We start from the raw sequence: 16485 nt of genomic DNA, 5'->3' as shown, positions 1-16485 counted from the left end.
AGAGGAAGTTAGTTTTATTAATTATTGTATAATGAGATTTAAATCTGGCTGATGAAAGAAGTCTGCAATATCACGGTTATTTGCTAAACGCGGAATCTTATTCTGCCCCCCCAGTTTACCTTGTGATTTTGCATATTCCAGGAAGCTGTCTTTTCTCAATCGGGATATAACAAGTGTCTGGAGAATATTACCTGTAATCAAATCGTTGTAATAAGTATTTTTATTTCTTAATGCTAAATCCAGGCTTTGTCGGAACGCTTCCATATTCTCAGGCTCTTTTTCAAATTCTATAAACCATTCATGATATGGGAGTCCATTTTCCGGATTTACCTGTGGAGCCAAATGAAATTCGGAAATTTGTGCCGGATGTTTTAAAATAGTCTCTTTCATAGCTTCTTCTACTTCATAGGCAATAACATGCTCACCAAATGCTGAAGTGAAATGTTTGGTTCTTCCGCTTACCAGAATTTTATATGGATCTTTAGAAATAAATCTTATCATATCACCAATCATATAAGCCCAAAGCCCGGAATTAGTTGTAATGACAAGGGCATAATCTTTATGAAGTTCTATTTCTCCAAGGGTTAACCTTCTTGGTTTTTCTTTTCCAAGATCTTCCTGAGGAATGAACTCGTAAAATATACCATGATTGGTTAATAGAAGAAGCCCGTCTTCTTTATAATTATTCTGATATGCAAAGAATCCCTCTGATGCCGGAAATGTTTGGACAATATCTACAGTACCGCCTAAGAGGCTGTTCATCTTTTCCCGATAGGGTTCGTAATTGACCCCGCCGGTAACAATAAGCTGAAGATTTGGGAATATTTCTTTTATTTTTTTGCCGGATTTTTCTGTAAGTTTTTCAAAATACATAATTAGCCAAGGTGGTATACCGGAAATAAGTGTCATATTTTCTTTTTCCGTTTCGGCAATAATTTTATCAACTTTAGTTTCCCAGTCTTCTATTGTATTGGTTTCCCAGCTTGGCAGTCTGTTTTTTTGCAGGTAATTTGGAATGTGATGGGCTACAATTCCGGAAAGGCGGCCTGTTTTTATTCCATGCAAATCTGTAAGTTCAGGAGATCCCTGTAAGAAAATCATTTTTCCATTTACAAAATCAGCATTGTCTCTCTTTACAATATAGAAAAATAGTGCACTTCTGGCAGCGTCAACCTGATAAGGCATTCCTTCCTTGGAAATCGGGATATATTTGCTGCCGGATGTTGTTCCGGATGTTTTTGCAAAGTATTCTGGCTGTCCTGGCCACAAGATATCCTTTTTCCCTTCTTTTATTTCTTCAATATAATTTTTCAGATCCTCATAATCAGCTAAAGGAACTTTTTCCTGAAAATCCTGAATATTGCGGATGCTTCCAAAGTCATGCTCTTTTCCGAATTTTGTGTTTTCAGCTTTTGAGATCAGGTCTTTTAATAAGCCTTCCTGGTCAGAAACTGCATTTCGGGTGAACTTTTCCGATGATTTTACATATTGCTTTGCCCAGATTTTGGCAACAGCTTTCTTTAAGATGTCCAACATAATCGTGAGCAAAATTACGTAATTCCACTTGAAACCAACGTTGTAAAATTGAGAATGATCGGAAGATATTTTCTATTGGAAAGACAAGTGTCTATTTTGAATTCTGTTTGACAATGGTGTGAAGATATGTCAGGCAGGACAGAATTGAAGTTTGATAGATGAACAAAAAAAGCAGCTTAGCACTAATGCTAAGCTGCTTTATAGAGAATTTGGATTGATTATTATTACTTTTTGTTTTCTTTATATCTCATATCAGGAGTTCCGTCTTTTTTAAGATGTTGTGAAGATTTGTATCTTTTGTCAGGAGTTCCGTCTTTTTTTAGCTTTACACCTTGTGTAGTTGTTGTAGATTTTACTTCCTTCACTGCTCCTTTAGCGTCTTTAGAAGTCGCTTTTGTCTCTTTTACCGCTGTAGTCTTGGTGTCTTTTGCAGTTGATTTAACCTCTTTTACTGAAGATTTAACTTCTTTTTTTACCGGTGTAACAGGTGTAGTCTGACGTGGTGTAGTGGTCTGAGCAGTTGCAAATCCTAGTCCTAAAGCCAGAGATAATGCTGATAATAGATTTTTCATTTTTTAATGGTTTTTTGTATGTGTAATTTAAATTTTTACTTCTGTGAAGTTACACTAAAAAACTATCAACTTGCGTGCTAAAAATTACGGTGACAATTAATTTAACAAAACTTTATCACAGTTTAAAACGGGCTTAAATGGGATAAGGCTATAATAGCAGGTTTTCTGGTTCTGTAACAGGATATATTGGCTTATAGCCTCATTTTCAATTATCTGTTATAGAATAACTATATTATTTGTAAATTTGCAGTTTGATAACGGTTTCAGGAAGTACTGAATCCGTTTTTCGTCGTTTAAATGAAATTTGATACCAAGTGCAATTAACTTCTATAAAAAATACGCTGCTGCCCGATTTGTTAAAGAAACAATGGGGTAAAGAAATGTTCGATACACTGCGTGAAAAGCAAAAGATTAGTATAAAAGGTGCTGCAGGCTCTTCTTTGAGCTTACTTGCTGCAGAATACTTTGTGTCGTTTCATCAGCCTGTGCTGGTAATTCTGGATGATAAAGAAGATGCTTTATACACTACGGCAGAACTGGAAGAACTTTGTGGGAAAGAGCATGTATTGTATTTTCCGGCGACTTTTCTGGAGCCTTATCAGATAGAAAAAACTCAGAATGCGAATAGAGTATTGAGGACAGAGGTTATCAATCAGTTGAATTCGTCTAAAACACCCAAAGTAATTGTAGCTTACGCGGCAGCACTTTCGGAAAAGGTAATTAAGAAGGAAGAGTTTGGAAAGTTTTCACATACCATAAAAGTCGGAGAACAACTTGATTTTGATTTTATAGATGAATTACTAAACCATTATAAGTTCAACAGGACAGATTTTGTATCAGAGCCTGGTGAATTTTCTGTTCGTGGTGGTATTATAGATGTGTTTTCTTATGCGTATGAGTTCCCTTTTCGTATAAGTTTCTTTGGAAACGAAGTAGACAGTATTCGTACTTTCGACATAGAAAGTCAGCTAACACAGGAAAAAGTGGAAGAATTTCAGCTGGTATCTGCTATTCAGGATATATCAGGTGATACTTCCAAAACGTCTTTATTGGGAATTTTACCTAAAGAAACCGTCATGTTTACCCGAAATGCATTTTTGGGAGTAAAGCACATTCGCGAGTTTTATGAAAAAGCACAGGAAGTATATAAAACCCTGCATCAGGATATTAAATACAGTGAACCTAAAGCTATTTTTGTATCAGAAGAAGAGTTTCTGAATGAAATAAACCATTTTGTATGGGCAGACTTTACTTCAGAAGTATTAAAATCTTCACGAGCTGAAATTCAGCTGAAACTCACCCAGCAGCCAGTTTTTAATAAAAACTTTGAATGGCTGATTCAGGATCTGGAAGATAAATTGGAAAAAGGCTATGATGCATGGATTTCATTCTCTTCCGAAAAACAAAAGGATCGTCTGGAAAGCATTTTTGAAGAGCTTGAAAAGAATATCCCGTTTAAAAGTTTTGCTTCCGAGCTGCACGAAGGTTTTGTAGACAATGAAAATAAAATATCGGTTTATACCGATCACCAGATATTCGACAGATACCAGCGATATAAAGCGAAAAACGCTTTTGCCAAAAGTGAGCAACTTACCTTAAAAGATCTGATGTCTCTGAAAGTTGGAGATTATATTACCCATATTGATCATGGTATAGGAAAATTTATGGGACTGGTAAAGGTTAATAATAACGGTAAAGTTCAGGAGTGTTTTAAATTGTCTTATAAAAATGGTGATTTATTGTATGTAAGCATACATGCACTTCATAAAATATCAAAGTATAACGGGCCAGACGGAAAAGATATTGTATTGAGTAAGTTAGGATCTTCTGCATGGAAGTCCCTGAAGCAGAAAACCAAAGCGAGGGTTAAACAAATTGCATTTGATCTGATTAAGCTTTATGCTCAAAGGAAGAGTGCAAAAGGCTTTGCTTATTCACCAGACGGGTATATGCAGAATGAGTTGGAAGCATCCTTTATTTATGAAGATACTCCGGATCAGGAGAAAGCGACAATGGATGTGAAAGCCGATATGCAGGCAGATACGGTTATGGATCGTTTGATTTGTGGAGATGTAGGATTTGGAAAAACAGAAGTTGCTATCCGTGCAGCCTTCAAAGCAGCTGTAGACGGAAAACAGGTAGCACTTTTGGTTCCTACAACGATTCTGGCATTTCAGCATTACAGAAGTTTTAAAGAAAGACTTAAAGATTTCCCTGTAGAGGTTTCTTATCTTAACCGCTTCAGAACGGCAAAACAAAAGAAAGAAACACTGGAAGGGTTGGTTTCTGGTAAGATAGATATTGTAATTGGTACACATCAATTGGTAGGTGCCAGCGTAAAGTTTAAAGACCTGGGATTACTGATTATTGATGAAGAGCATAAATTCGGCGTAGCGATAAAAGATAAGCTGAAGACTATGAAAACCAATATTGATACACTAACGCTTACGGCAACACCTATTCCGAGAACATTACAATTTTCTTTAATGGCTGCAAGAGATCTGTCAGTTATTAAAACACCACCGCCTAACCGTCAGCCTGTAGATACCAAATTGGTAGGCTTCAACGAAGAAATTCTGAGAGATGCTATTAGTTACGAATTACAAAGAGATGGTCAGGTTTATTTCATTAACAACAGAATAGAAAACCTTAAAGAAATTGCAGGTCTTATCCAGAGATTGGTTCCGGATGCTCGAGTTATTACAGGGCACGGGCAGATGGATGGTAAGCAATTGGAGGCAAATATGATGGATTTTATGGAAGGTAAATACGATGTACTGGTTTCTACAACGATTGTGGAGAGTGGACTTGATGTACCTAATGCCAATACAATTTTCATTAATGATGCTCAGCGTTTCGGTATGGCAGATTTGCACCAGATGCGTGGACGTGTGGGGCGTAGTAACAGAAAAGCATTTTGTTATCTTATTACACCACCAATGGATTTGGTTTCTTCAGACTCCCGTAAGCGTCTGGAAGCTATTGAACAGTTTTCAGATTTGGGTAGTGGCTTCCATATTGCGATGAAGGACTTGGAAATCCGTGGCGCCGGAGATTTGTTAGGGGGAGATCAGAGTGGCTTTATCAATGAAATGGGCTTCGATACCTATCAGAAAATTATGCAGGAAGCTCTGGAAGAACTGAAGGATGAAGATATGGAAGGCCTTTTCCAAAATGAAGAAGAGCGCAAAAAACTTTTCAACTCTGTTAAAGATGTGAATATTGATACAGATTTAGAACTGATGCTTCCGGATGATTATGTAAATAGTACGGAAGAGCGATTGTTGTTATATCAAAAACTGGCGGATGTAAGGAACGCTGTAGAGCTTAGTCGTTTCGAATATGAGTTGAATGACCGTTTTGGAGCATTGCCAAAAGAAGCGATTAACTTACTGAAGAGTATTGAACTGAAATGGTTGGCAGCGGATATAGGTTTTGATAAGATAGTGATGAAAAACGGTATTTTCCTTGGGTATTTTCCGGGTAATCCACAAGATAAGTTTTATCAAAGCGACAGATTTAAAAAGATTATTCAATATCTTGGATCCAATCCTCAACATGCCCAACTTAAAGAAAAACATTCACCAGAAGGTAATCAGTTAATGATGCGTAAAGATAAAATAACAAATGTGGATGAGGTTAATACATTGCTAAATAGTATATTGGCTTAAATTTCTTATGATGAAAAAGTTAATCTTATTCTTTTTAGTATTTCTGTCCGGATGGAGTTATGCATGTGTTTGTATGATAATTCCTAATCCTGTAGATCAGTTTAATGATTATGACTTTATTGCAAATATTACAATAACCGATACTGATATTGCTCCTAAAGGATATGATAAACAATACTATATTGCCAATATTAAGATTAACAAGCTATATAAAGGCAGAAATGTTAAACAGTTATTTGTAGATGGGAGCCTTTGGAAAAAAATAGGAGAAAAATCTGTTAGAAGTGGGAGTATGACAAGTTGTAGTTTTCAGGTTATACCAGGTGAGAATTATATTGTTTTTGCGAACCTTAAAACAGGAAAGTATACAATAGGAATTTGTAATCCACATTATATTAGAAAAGGGGTTTATTGGGATCAATATAATAGAGTAAAAGAAACATTAGATTTTGTAGAAAAGAATAAAATTTCTTCAGAATTATTGAATAACTATGAAGTAGTTAAAAAAAATAGACAAAAAGGAGATTATAGCCGCTTTGATCAATTTAATAATATAGATGCTAAAAATAAATTTGCTGTTTTTGAAATAGAAAATAATGCGGAAGGTAGTATTACTAACGGAAAGATTATAAGAGGATTTGGAAATAATTATTTGGATAGTAAGCTGTTAGAAAACTTAATGGAATCTTATAAAGTAAAGAATCGATCTTCCGATGAAGTTTCTGTAACGATAGAAAAAAAGATTTTTTTCCTCTATTATTATCCTAAAAGAAAGAAGAATCAAACAAGTATCATAAGTGATTTTATTTTGTAATATGAAAAAATACGTATTACTTTTTTTAGTGCTGCTTTCTGGATGGAGTTACGCTTGTCGCTGTGGTATGCAGGGAATATATACGTATTATAAATGGGCTAAGTTTGTTGGTGAAATTGAGATTGTAAATGTAGCAGACCCTATTAATGGAGATGCTTTTGTGAAAATAAAATCTCTTAAAAAGTATAAAGGAAATGTGCCAGAAGGATTCTATGCAGACGTAGCTTCTTCTTGTGGAATACGTTTCAAAAAGGGAGAAAAATTTCTTATCTATTTAAATTTTCATCAGGGAAAATATAAAGTAAATGCCTGTACCCGAAAAGTGGAAATTGGTGATAATAGTAAGTTAGAAATAAAAAAAGAGAAAAAAGTCATAAGTTATTTATCGAAAAAAAACTTTAGTGAAGAAGGAGCAATGATTTTATTTGATGATAAAGAAAATGCTTTAGTGGAAAGTTATAGAGGATTGAATGCTAAAAGTGATTTTGCAGTTTTGAAGATAAGAACAGCTGATGATCCAGATAAAATTGAAAAAATAAGAGTTCTGAGAAGATTTGGAACATCTAAAGATGATGAAATATATAAATTAATTGAAGAAAAAGGGATTTTGCTTAGTAAATTTACTCGCTTGGGTACGGAGCATGAAGAATTTATCATTATCCTTTTTTATCATAGAAATGACTCCAATAAGGAGGTTATATCTGTGACTCCTTGAGGAGATTGATCATTTAAATAAAAACAATGAAATACTTAATTGTAGGCCTTGGTAATAAAGGCGATGAATATAAAGAAACAAGACATAATATAGGTTTTAAAGTTGCTGAAAAGATTGCGGAAGCTATAGATGCACCATTTAATACCACCAATTTTGGGTGGATGGCTGAAGGAAAATATAAAGGAAGAAAAGTCTTTGTCCTAAAACCGGATACTTATATGAATCTTAGTGGAAATGCCGTACGCTACTGGATGCAGAAAGAAAATATTCCATTAGAAAATTTATTGGTTATTACCGATGATTTAGCGTTGCCTTTTGGAACGTTAAGGATGAAAATGAAAGGGAGCCATGGCGGGCATAACGGGTTGCGCAATATTGAGGCTGTACTGAATACAGGTCAGTATACACGTCTTCGTTTCGGAATTTCTGCAGATTTTAAAGATGGGCAACAGGTAGATTATGTTTTGGGAGGATGGAGTGAAGAAGAAAAAGAAAAACTGCAGGAAAGGATTGATAAATTTTCTCAGGCAGCACTATCTTTTGTATTTGCAGGAATACAGAATACAATGTCTGGTTTCAACGGGAAATAAATTTTTAGAATACTTCTCCCAAATTAACAAAAAAGCCACGTGAATTTCCCTGGCCAAATCCATAATCGATACAAAGATTAGTGTCACTGTGTTTGTTTAGTTTGATACGTATACCTGCACCATAACCTATTTGTGGCTTTTTAAACTCAGAAGAAAGCTCGGCTGAGAAGGCTTCCATATTGCCAAAGATTACTCCTCCAATAAGCCCATTACGAGTAATGGCGAATCGATATTCGTTTTCATAGTAGAACATATTTTTTCCTCTGAAGCGGCTTTGGATATATCCCCGTCCGGTATTGTACTGGTCGTCCCAGGCTGTACTGGGCAACATCAGATAAGGTGGAGGTTGTTTGCTGGCTGTTAACCATGCAAATCCCCAAAAAGCCAATGTGTTTTGCGAATTGGCAGGAAATCGTATATATTTTCGTGCATCTACCTGTATAGAGGCCCAATTAGAATCACTTCCTATGAACGTGAAATTGGGACGATAAGTGATACTTATGTATTCACCATTTTTGGGGTTAATTTGGTTTAATCTGTTGTCATAAAGAAACTTTAAAGCTATGCCAGATGCACGTTCGGCTGTCTTTAGATCCCTGTTTAAAAGATGTGTAACGTGTTTTCCCAAAGTATCAGATACTTTAATATTCCAGAATTGGTCGTAAAAGATCCCACCACCAGCATATAGATTTTTCCCGATGGTGAACATTATTGACTGATGCAATTTTATCGATTGGAAATTAACGGTATAACCTGTATTGGAATTTGCGTCTACAGAAACTTTTTTACCTCCTAAACCGTAAACTTCAGAGGGATAATTCAGATATTTGAAATCACTAATAAGATTAATCTTATTGTTTTTTGTCCAAATGTTGATGTAAAGGGGAAGGATACTCTGTTTGTGTTGCGAATAGGTATAGCTGGTATTAATTGTTGAAATTTTCTGGTCAGGTAGCCTGCTTTCATAAAATCCGATATTAGCACTCACTACACCGGCGAATCCTGTCTGCAGAGTATAGCCGGCAGCAGGAAGGATAGCCCAGTTAAATTTTTTTACGGTTGTTGTATCTTCTTTTTTATTTTTGTGAAATATTTTTCTAATTATATCCTGAACATCTTTTTGTTCAACTTCATGAGGCCGTACCAGCGTGTCAGGCTTATTAGCAACAGAAACATTTTGTGCACCTCCGAAAAAAGGTGCACAAAATAGAAAAAAGATAAATATTCTTATCACCTCCAAAACTTTTGTTGGTAATATTACACAAAATTTAAATTTCTTTTTAGAAAAAAATAAATTTATAGAATATATGTAAATATGGAGGGCTTAAATAACTCTTTTATGGTTTACTATAACATGAGATTCTTTTGACTTATCATAATTTGTTCGGAAGCCAACCAGATTTACGGATATATTATTTTCTTTCGCCGTAATATTTGCGAATTCCTGAATAAGATCAAGAACATCAGTTGCAATGTAAGATGTGCGTTTTCCGTTAATTGTTACCTGCGATCCTGGCTGGATATTCTTCAGGGTCTTTTTGATTGCTGCTTTATTCAGGAAAGATACTTCCTCAGCAAGTTCAATTGTAATAGCATCTGCATCCTCCAGTTCTTCGCGGCTTAGGTAGTAAGCACGTTTCATGTTTCCAAGAAGGATGAAAATAATACTGATTACTAAACCAAGAGCTACGCCTTTTAACAGGTCTGTGAAAACAACAGCAAGCATAGTTGCTATAAATGGAATAAACTGATATTTTCCTTTATCCCAAAAGTGCTTTATTGTTGCAGGTTTTGCCAGTTTATATCCTACAAGGATAAGAACTGCAGCAAGGGTTGCTAACGGAATCATATTCAGAACAGCCGGGATACTTAGTACACAAACTAATAACAGTACACCGTGGATTATGGCTGATAATTTGGTGGTAGCACCTGCATTGGCATTTGCTGAACTTCTTACAACTACCGATGTCATAGGTAATCCACCAATAAATGAACTGATAAGGTTACCTATCCCTTGTGCACGGAGCTCTTGATTGGTATCTGTAATTCTTTTTTTATAATCCATTCTGTCCGAAGCTTCAATACAGAGAAGAGTCTCAATAGAGGCTACAATCGCAATAGTAATGCCTGTTACCCATACTGCTGGCATTGCAAATCCCGTGAAGTTTGGGAAAGTGATCAAAGCTTTAAAATCTTCAGCTGATTTGGGTACAGGAAGCTTTACCAGATGATCTGTGGTTACAGCTAAAGAGCTTCCGGAAGAAGTAAACAGTTGATTAATCACAATTCCTGTTACTACTGCAACAAGTGCTGCAGGAAGCATTTTTATTTTTTTGAGAACTGGTATTTTGTCCCATATAATCAAAATAGCTATTGAAATAGCAAATATTAATATCGCTCCGGGATGAATTGCTGAAGCAATTTCATTGATATATGGAATCAAATTGAACCCGTTGTCGAATAAAGTTTGTTTTCCTTCATAGTCCTTGTCAAAACCTAAGGCGTGAGGCAACTGTGTGAGAATAATAATAATTCCGATTCCGGCAAGCATTCCTTCGATAACGGCTGTAGGAATATAGTTGGAAATACTTCCGGCTTTTAGGAAACCTAGAATTAGTTGAGTAGCTCCGGCAATAATTCCGGCGCAAAGAAATAAGTCAAATGCTCCTAATTCGGTCACTGAAGCCAGGATAATAGCTGTGAGGCCTGCTGCAGGACCGGTTACACTAATGTTAGATGTGCTTAGGAATCCGACTACAATCCCACCGATAATTCCGGCAATAATACCTGATAACGGGGGCGCTCCGGAGGCTAAAGCAATACCTAAACAAAGAGGAAGAGCGACAAGAAAAACAACCAGACCTGATGCAAAATTGGGTTTAGCGTCGCTGAATATATTGGTTTTATTTTGTTTCATAATATTGATTTTAATGATGGATTAACATCTTATGTAAAATCATAAAATATTTGCCAGCATATAGAATATGTTGAACCAGAGATTGTTTCAATACTTTGGATATTGAAATAACTGATACATTATACCTGAACTGAATACAAGTATACTTTTATTGAAAAATTTGAGAATTCATGGGTTAGTTTTTTTTCGCTTGAAAAATAATGATATGAAGATCGATTCTCAATAAATCAATAAAAAGAAAATTAAATTTTAGATAAAATGGCTTTGTGTAAAAAGCTGTGAAGGGAATTATATCTCCGGAGGAGGGGAGAATATCATAAGAAGGGGATCTACGCGCTTACTGTCATCGTAAAAGACAAATGCTTTATCGAGGTCGTGATCCCAATGTATTTTTTGAATTTGCAAAGGCTCGCTGTGTAACTGCTCTTCACTCATTCGTTTAACTTTTACTTCTTCTTCAGAAAGGTTTTGTGACATAGTAGGTAAATCCCAATCCATTAGCTTGGCAATACTTGGTAATGCCATGAAATTGAGGAAAACTCCTAATATGATAATACTTATATATTTCACTTTCTGAAAATGAAGACTTTATAATGCAAAAATAATGCAAAAATTAATTCACTGATGTTAATTATTTATTACGCATCATCCAATCAGAGTTGGTAAGATCGTAGATTTTTTGGATGTCTTTCAGGATGTTTTCAAAATCAATCTCTAAATCAATTAATTTTCCTGTTCTCAAATCGAATACCCATCCGTGTACAATAGGGAAGTTTTCAGTGATATATCTTTCCTGTACGCAAGCCATTTTGATAACATTGATACACTGCTCCTGAACGTTTAGTTCAACAAGACGATCGTATCTTTTGTGTTCGTCCTCGATAGAATCTAGTTCTGCCTGGTGAATTCTGTAAACATCACGAATGTTTCTTAACCAAGGATTTAAAAGTCCTAAATCCTGAGGAGTCATAGCAGCCTTAACACCTCCGCAGTTGTAGTGTCCACATACGATAATGTGCTTTACTTTTAAATGTTCTACAGCATACTGAATAACAGAAGTAGAGCTCATGTCCAAAGTATTTACAACGTTGGCAATGTTACGTGTAACGAATACTTCTCCTGGTTTAGCTCCCATTAGTTCTTCAGCAGTAGCTCTACTGTCTGAGCAGCCAATGTAAAGGTACTCCGGAGTTTGTGTTGCAGCAAGATTTGTAAAGAAATCCTGGTCCTGAGAGATTTTGCTCTCTACCCATTTCCGATTGTTCTCGAAAATTTGTTCATAAGAATTTGACATAAATAAAAAATTAAAATTTATCGGGGCTAAAAATATGCAAAATCTGATAGAAAAATTCTATAATTTATCAGGTTTAATATTTTTTTAACATGATATCGCTTTATCAGTCAGTATTTCGCATAAAAAAAGCAACAATACATTGTTGCTTTATAATTATCTAATTTTCTGATTGTACAGTTTTACGTCCAATACTTTTGTAGAAGAAACCATGTTTGGATGGTAGCTCAGTAGAGAACATATTACGTCCATCGAATATAGCTTTGTTTTTTAATTTTTTTGCTATTAATTCGAAGTTCGGGTTCTTAAATTCCGGCCATTCAGTACAGATTAGTAAGGCATCTGCATCTTCCAGAGCGGAATACATATCTTTTGCGTAGCTAATTTTGTCACCAAGAATCTTTTGTACATTACCTTCGGCAATGCTGTCAAAGGCTACAACTTCAGCTCCCTTTTCAAGTAATAAACTGATATTGTCTAAAGAAGAAGCTTCACGGATGTCATCGGTATTTGCTTTAAAAGCTAATCCCCATACTGCAATTTTTTTACCTTGTATGCTTCCGTTGAAATACTCCTCGATAGCAGGAACCAGAATTGTTTTTTGTTTTTGGTTAGTTTCTTCGGTAGATTTTAAGATTTCGAAATCGAAGCCCTGTTCGCTACCACTTTTTATCAGTGCTTTTACGTCTTTAGGGAAACAACTTCCTCCATATCCGATTCCCGGGAATAAGAAACGATGTCCAATTCTGTTATCCGATCCCATTCCTAATCTTATTTTGTCGACATCGGCCCCTACCATTTCACAGAAATTGGCAATTTCATTCATGAAGGTAATTTTTACGGCTAAAAATGAATTAGCTGCATATTTGGTAAGTTCGGAAGATTTTTCATCCATATAGATGATAGGAATACCGATATTGCTGAATGGTTCGTACAGGTTTGCCATCATGTTTTTTGCCCTTTCGGAACTGGTGCCTATAACAACTCTGGAAGGATTCATACAGTCTTCAACAGCATAGCCTTCTCTTAAAAACTCAGGATTAGAAACCACATCAAATTCTACGGATGCAAAAGTTGCAATAGTTTCTCTTACTTTGTCTGCAGTTCCTACCGGAACAGTACTTTTATTTACGATAACTTTGTAATCGGTAATTAGTTTGCCAATGTTTTCAGAAACATTAAGAACGTATGAAAGATCTGCTGATCCGTCTTCTCCAGGAGGAGTTGGAAGTGCAAGGAAAACAATTTCTGACTGATCTAAAGCTTCCTTAAGTTCAGTTGTAAAGTGTATACGTTCTGCCTGAATATTTCTCAGAAACATTTCTTCCAGATTGGGTTCATAAATCGGAACAATTCCGTTCTTCATCCCCTCTACTTTCTTCTCGTCAATGTCTACACAGAAAACCGAATTTCCCAATTCTGCCAGACATGTTCCGGTAACAAGGCCTACATAGCCTGTTCCAACTATCGTAATATTCAATGTTTTGTCTTTAAAAGATAATATGCAAAAATACTAAATAAACTAATTTGTATTTCGCTTTTTTGCGCTTATTTGATTTCTTTAATACTTATTGCAATACCTCCGCTTGGAGCCAGTCTTTTTTTTAGAATAGTAGAGGAGGATACTTTCTGTTTATTTATTTTATAATCTATTGTACTGGTTTTCCAGTCAGCATTCTTTCCGTCTTCGTAAATAACAGCTTCAAATTTTTTTTCTTTTGGTAAAAAGCTGAGATTAATTGTTGCTGTTCTTTCGTTTTCATCAGTGATACCACCAATGAACCATTCGTTTTTGTTTTTTGCCTTACGCGCAATCGTAATGTAATCTCCAGGCTCAGCTTCCAGAATGTAAGTGTTATCCCAGTCTGCTGCTACATCTTTGATGAACTGGAAAGCATCCATGCGTTTTTTGTAATTTTCCGGAAGGTCGGCTGCCATTTGTAACGGACTGTATAAAGTTACATAGAGCGCTAATTGCTTTACTAAGGTTGTACTAAGTCTGGCTTTGTTTTTACCATATATGGAAAGATCTCCCTGGAAAATTCCTGGTGTATAATCCATAGGTCCACCCATTAATCTTGTGAAAGGCAGGATTGTTGTGTGATCGGGGTTGTTTCCGTTGAAAGACTCAAACTCAGTTCCCCTTGCAGACTCCTGAGCTATCCAGTTAGGATAGGTTCGGGATCGTCCGGTAGGTCTTACCGCTTCATGAGAGTTTACCATGATTTTGTACTGTGCCGCCTTTTGGGCTACAATGTTATAGTGATTTACCATCCATTGCCCGTCATGATATTCACTTCTTGGAATAATTGGGCCAACATATCCTGTTTTTACAGCTGTATACCCATGCTTATTCATGAAAGAAAATGCGTCATCCAATTGTCTTTCATAGTCAACTGCTGAAGAGGTTGTCTCGTGATGCATGATTATCTTTATGCCCTTTGCTTTTGCATAAGTCTGTAATTCTTCTACATTAAAATCCGGATAGGCTTTTGTAAAGCTGTATATTTTTTCTTTTCCATAAGCCCAGTTGTCTTCCCAGCCTTCATTCCAGCCTTCTACGAGTACGGCATCAAAACCATTTTCAGCGGCAAAGTCTATGTATTCTTTCACGTGCTGGGTATTGGCTCCATGGTGTTGATTAGGTTTTAGTTGGGCATAATTCGTTTCTCCAATTATAATATCCTGATTGTCACTGTAAGCCCAGGTAGAGCCTCCTCCTGTAAAGTATTCCCACCAGACACCAATGTATTTTGTGGGCTTTATCCATGATGTGTCTTCAATTTTACTTGAATCGTTTAAATTTAAGATAAGTTTGGAAGCAAGTATATCGCGTGCATCGTCACTGACTACAATAGTTCTCCATGGAGTTTCCATTTGAGTTTGCATATAAGCTTTTTCTCCATTTTTATTTGGGGTGAGATGACTGCTTAATTTGTAGTTCTTATCATCTACATTTAGGTGCATGGCGGGATAGTCGACCAACGCTGCTTCATGAATATTGATGTATAAGCCATTATCAGATTTTAGCATGAGCGGCGTTTGTACAGCAAGGTTTTTTGATGGTGCTTTTGCTGCTAAAGGCTCATCTCTTGCCGTCGTTATTAACGAAGATATTTCTGAAATCCGGGAAGTGGTGATTCGGAATTCGTTAGTGTCGTAATCTGCGGGAATCCAGAACGCTTTACAGTTATGTGCCAGATTGAATTCTGTAAGCTCTTCATCTATACGGAAGTGTCTTAAGTTTTTTTGAATTGGAAATTCATATCTGAATCCCATGCCATCATTAAAAAGCCTGAATCTGATGTTGAGCTGATATCCGGTTTTGGCTTGCTGTAAAGAAATCAGCATTTCATTGTGATTGTCCCGGATTGTTTTTTGCTCTCCCAATACAGGAGTCCATGATGTATCGGAGGAGGAAAACTGTGTGTTGGTTATTTTAAAGCCCTCTGCAAAAGGAGTTGGGCTGCTGATTAAAAAACCAAGCTGGCTATTTTTTATTACATCTTTGTTTTTATACTTCAATCCGTAATAAGCTTCACCTTTTTCGTTTAGTAAAAAACTGAGGGTAAGATTCTTGTCGGGTGATTTCAGCTTTTGAGCTTGAATAAAAACTGGAATAAATAGTATGAGAAAGCAGGCTGTAAAATGCTTCATAAGGTTTTCTGTTTGTGGTTAATTAGATGGGTGAAGTTACAAAAAAAGCCTTTTGAAGAATAATTGTTTGGTTTTGAATGTTTTTCGTGCAGATATTTTTCATTAAAATGTTGGTTTTCTGCGTGTATGTTTGTGATTTTCAAAATAAAAAACTATATTTGCAGAAGTTTTACGGAATTCAATGCAAAGGCCTTCGGAAGAAAGCCTTTTTTCGTAGACATAACAATGAAATATGGAATTTAGGGAGCGCGTACAAGAATTAGTAGATCAGTACCTTGAGACAAGGGAAGATTTGTTTTTAATTGAACTTAAAATTTCTGCGGATAGCAATATTACAGTTATTATTGATGGAGACCAGAGTGTAAGTCTTCAGGATTGCCTGGATGTTAGCCGTGCAGTGGAGTTTCAGTTAGACAGAGAAGAGCATGATTTTAGTCTTCAGGTAATGTCACCAGGACTTTCAGAACCGTTAAAATTGCCAAGGCAATTTGCTAAAAACATAGGAAGAGAGCTGGATGTATTGTTGAATGATGATACAAAAATCCAAGGAGAACTAAAGATTGCTGGAGAAGATTCAATTACCTTAGAGCTTAAATACAGACGTCCTAAGCTTGTAGGAAAAGGGAAAGAAGATGTAGTTGAAGACCGGATAATTCCATTGACTGAAATTAAAAAAGCCCTTGTGGTAATTAAATTTTGATTGAAAAAGAAAAATAAAAAAA

The 16485-nt window shown here is 35.9% G+C and carries 13 protein-coding genes; 5 read left to right on the top strand and 8 right to left on the bottom strand.

Annotation, left to right across the window (positions count from 1 at the left end; genetic code table 11):
• Positions 1–21: 21 nt before the first annotated feature.
• Together ATE49_RS15570 and ATE49_RS15565 are read right to left on the bottom strand one after the other, a co-directional pair.
• Complete coding sequence (locus ATE49_RS15570; RefSeq protein ID WP_065082884.1) at positions 22–1536, bottom strand: GH3 auxin-responsive promoter family protein; 1515 nt, start codon at positions 1534–1536, stop codon at positions 22–24.
• Between the two features lie 224 nt (positions 1537–1760).
• Positions 1761–2108, bottom strand: coding sequence for a hypothetical protein (locus ATE49_RS15565; RefSeq protein ID WP_055348819.1), 348 nt, complete (start codon positions 2106–2108; stop codon positions 1761–1763).
• A gap of 314 nt (positions 2109–2422) precedes the next feature.
• Here ATE49_RS15565 and mfd point away from each other — a divergent pair, with 314 nt between their 5' ends.
• Genes mfd through pth form a run of 4 tightly spaced genes read left to right on the top strand, consistent with a single transcriptional unit; the run spans position 2423 to position 7898 of the window.
• Positions 2423–5779, top strand: a complete 3357-nt coding sequence (gene mfd, locus ATE49_RS15560; protein ID WP_065082883.1) for a transcription-repair coupling factor — start codon at positions 2423–2425, stop codon at positions 5777–5779.
• Positions 5780–5789: 10 nt separating this feature from the next.
• Positions 5790–6593, top strand: coding sequence for a hypothetical protein (locus ATE49_RS15555; protein WP_233174296.1), 804 nt, complete (start codon positions 5790–5792; stop codon positions 6591–6593).
• A 1-nt stretch (position 6594) separates the two neighbouring features.
• Positions 6595–7308 carry a hypothetical protein gene (locus ATE49_RS15550; RefSeq protein WP_065082882.1) on the top strand — a complete coding sequence of 238 codons (714 nt, stop codon included), beginning with the start codon at positions 6595–6597 and terminating at the stop codon, positions 7306–7308.
• 26 nt (positions 7309–7334) lie between these two features.
• The gene (gene pth / locus ATE49_RS15545) at positions 7335–7898 is read left to right on the top strand and encodes an aminoacyl-tRNA hydrolase (RefSeq protein ID WP_065082881.1); all 564 of its coding nucleotides are present in this window, start codon (positions 7335–7337) and stop codon (positions 7896–7898) included.
• Positions 7899–7902: 4 nt separating this feature from the next.
• Here the strand turns inward: pth and ATE49_RS15540 are convergent, their stop codons facing one another.
• From ATE49_RS15540 to ATE49_RS15515, 6 genes are all read right to left on the bottom strand, one after another.
• Positions 7903–9132, bottom strand: coding sequence for a BamA/TamA family outer membrane protein (locus ATE49_RS15540; protein WP_078793996.1), 1230 nt, complete (start codon positions 9130–9132; stop codon positions 7903–7905).
• A gap of 90 nt (positions 9133–9222) precedes the next feature.
• On the bottom strand, positions 9223–10815 hold the full coding sequence (locus ATE49_RS15535) for a SulP family inorganic anion transporter (RefSeq protein ID WP_065082879.1): 1593 nt from the start codon (positions 10813–10815) through the stop codon (positions 9223–9225).
• A gap of 288 nt (positions 10816–11103) precedes the next feature.
• The gene (locus ATE49_RS15530; protein ID WP_055348824.1) at positions 11104–11340 is read right to left on the bottom strand and encodes a hypothetical protein; all 237 of its coding nucleotides are present in this window, start codon (positions 11338–11340) and stop codon (positions 11104–11106) included.
• A gap of 106 nt (positions 11341–11446) precedes the next feature.
• Positions 11447–12109: a carbonic anhydrase gene (locus tag ATE49_RS15525; protein ID WP_055348825.1), complete on the bottom strand. Its 663-nt coding sequence runs from the start codon at positions 12107–12109 to the stop codon at positions 11447–11449.
• A 157-nt stretch (positions 12110–12266) separates the two neighbouring features.
• Positions 12267–13586: a UDP-glucose dehydrogenase family protein gene (locus ATE49_RS15520; protein WP_065082877.1), complete on the bottom strand. Its 1320-nt coding sequence runs from the start codon at positions 13584–13586 to the stop codon at positions 12267–12269.
• A 68-nt stretch (positions 13587–13654) separates the two neighbouring features.
• The gene (locus ATE49_RS15515) at positions 13655–15763 is read right to left on the bottom strand and encodes a glycoside hydrolase family 97 protein (protein WP_065082876.1); all 2109 of its coding nucleotides are present in this window, start codon (positions 15761–15763) and stop codon (positions 13655–13657) included.
• Positions 15764–15995: 232 nt separating this feature from the next.
• Here ATE49_RS15515 and rimP point away from each other — a divergent pair, with 232 nt between their 5' ends.
• Complete coding sequence (gene rimP / locus ATE49_RS15510) at positions 15996–16463, top strand: ribosome assembly cofactor RimP (RefSeq protein WP_059155956.1); 468 nt, start codon at positions 15996–15998, stop codon at positions 16461–16463.
• Positions 16464–16485: the final 22 nt, after the last annotated feature.

The organism is Elizabethkingia miricola (assembly GCF_001675285.1).
In the GTDB taxonomy this organism is placed as follows: domain Bacteria; phylum Bacteroidota; class Bacteroidia; order Flavobacteriales; family Weeksellaceae; genus Elizabethkingia; species Elizabethkingia miricola.
The sequence above is the reverse complement of the archived record's forward strand: the minus strand, read 5'-3'. Positions and strand labels throughout refer to the sequence as shown.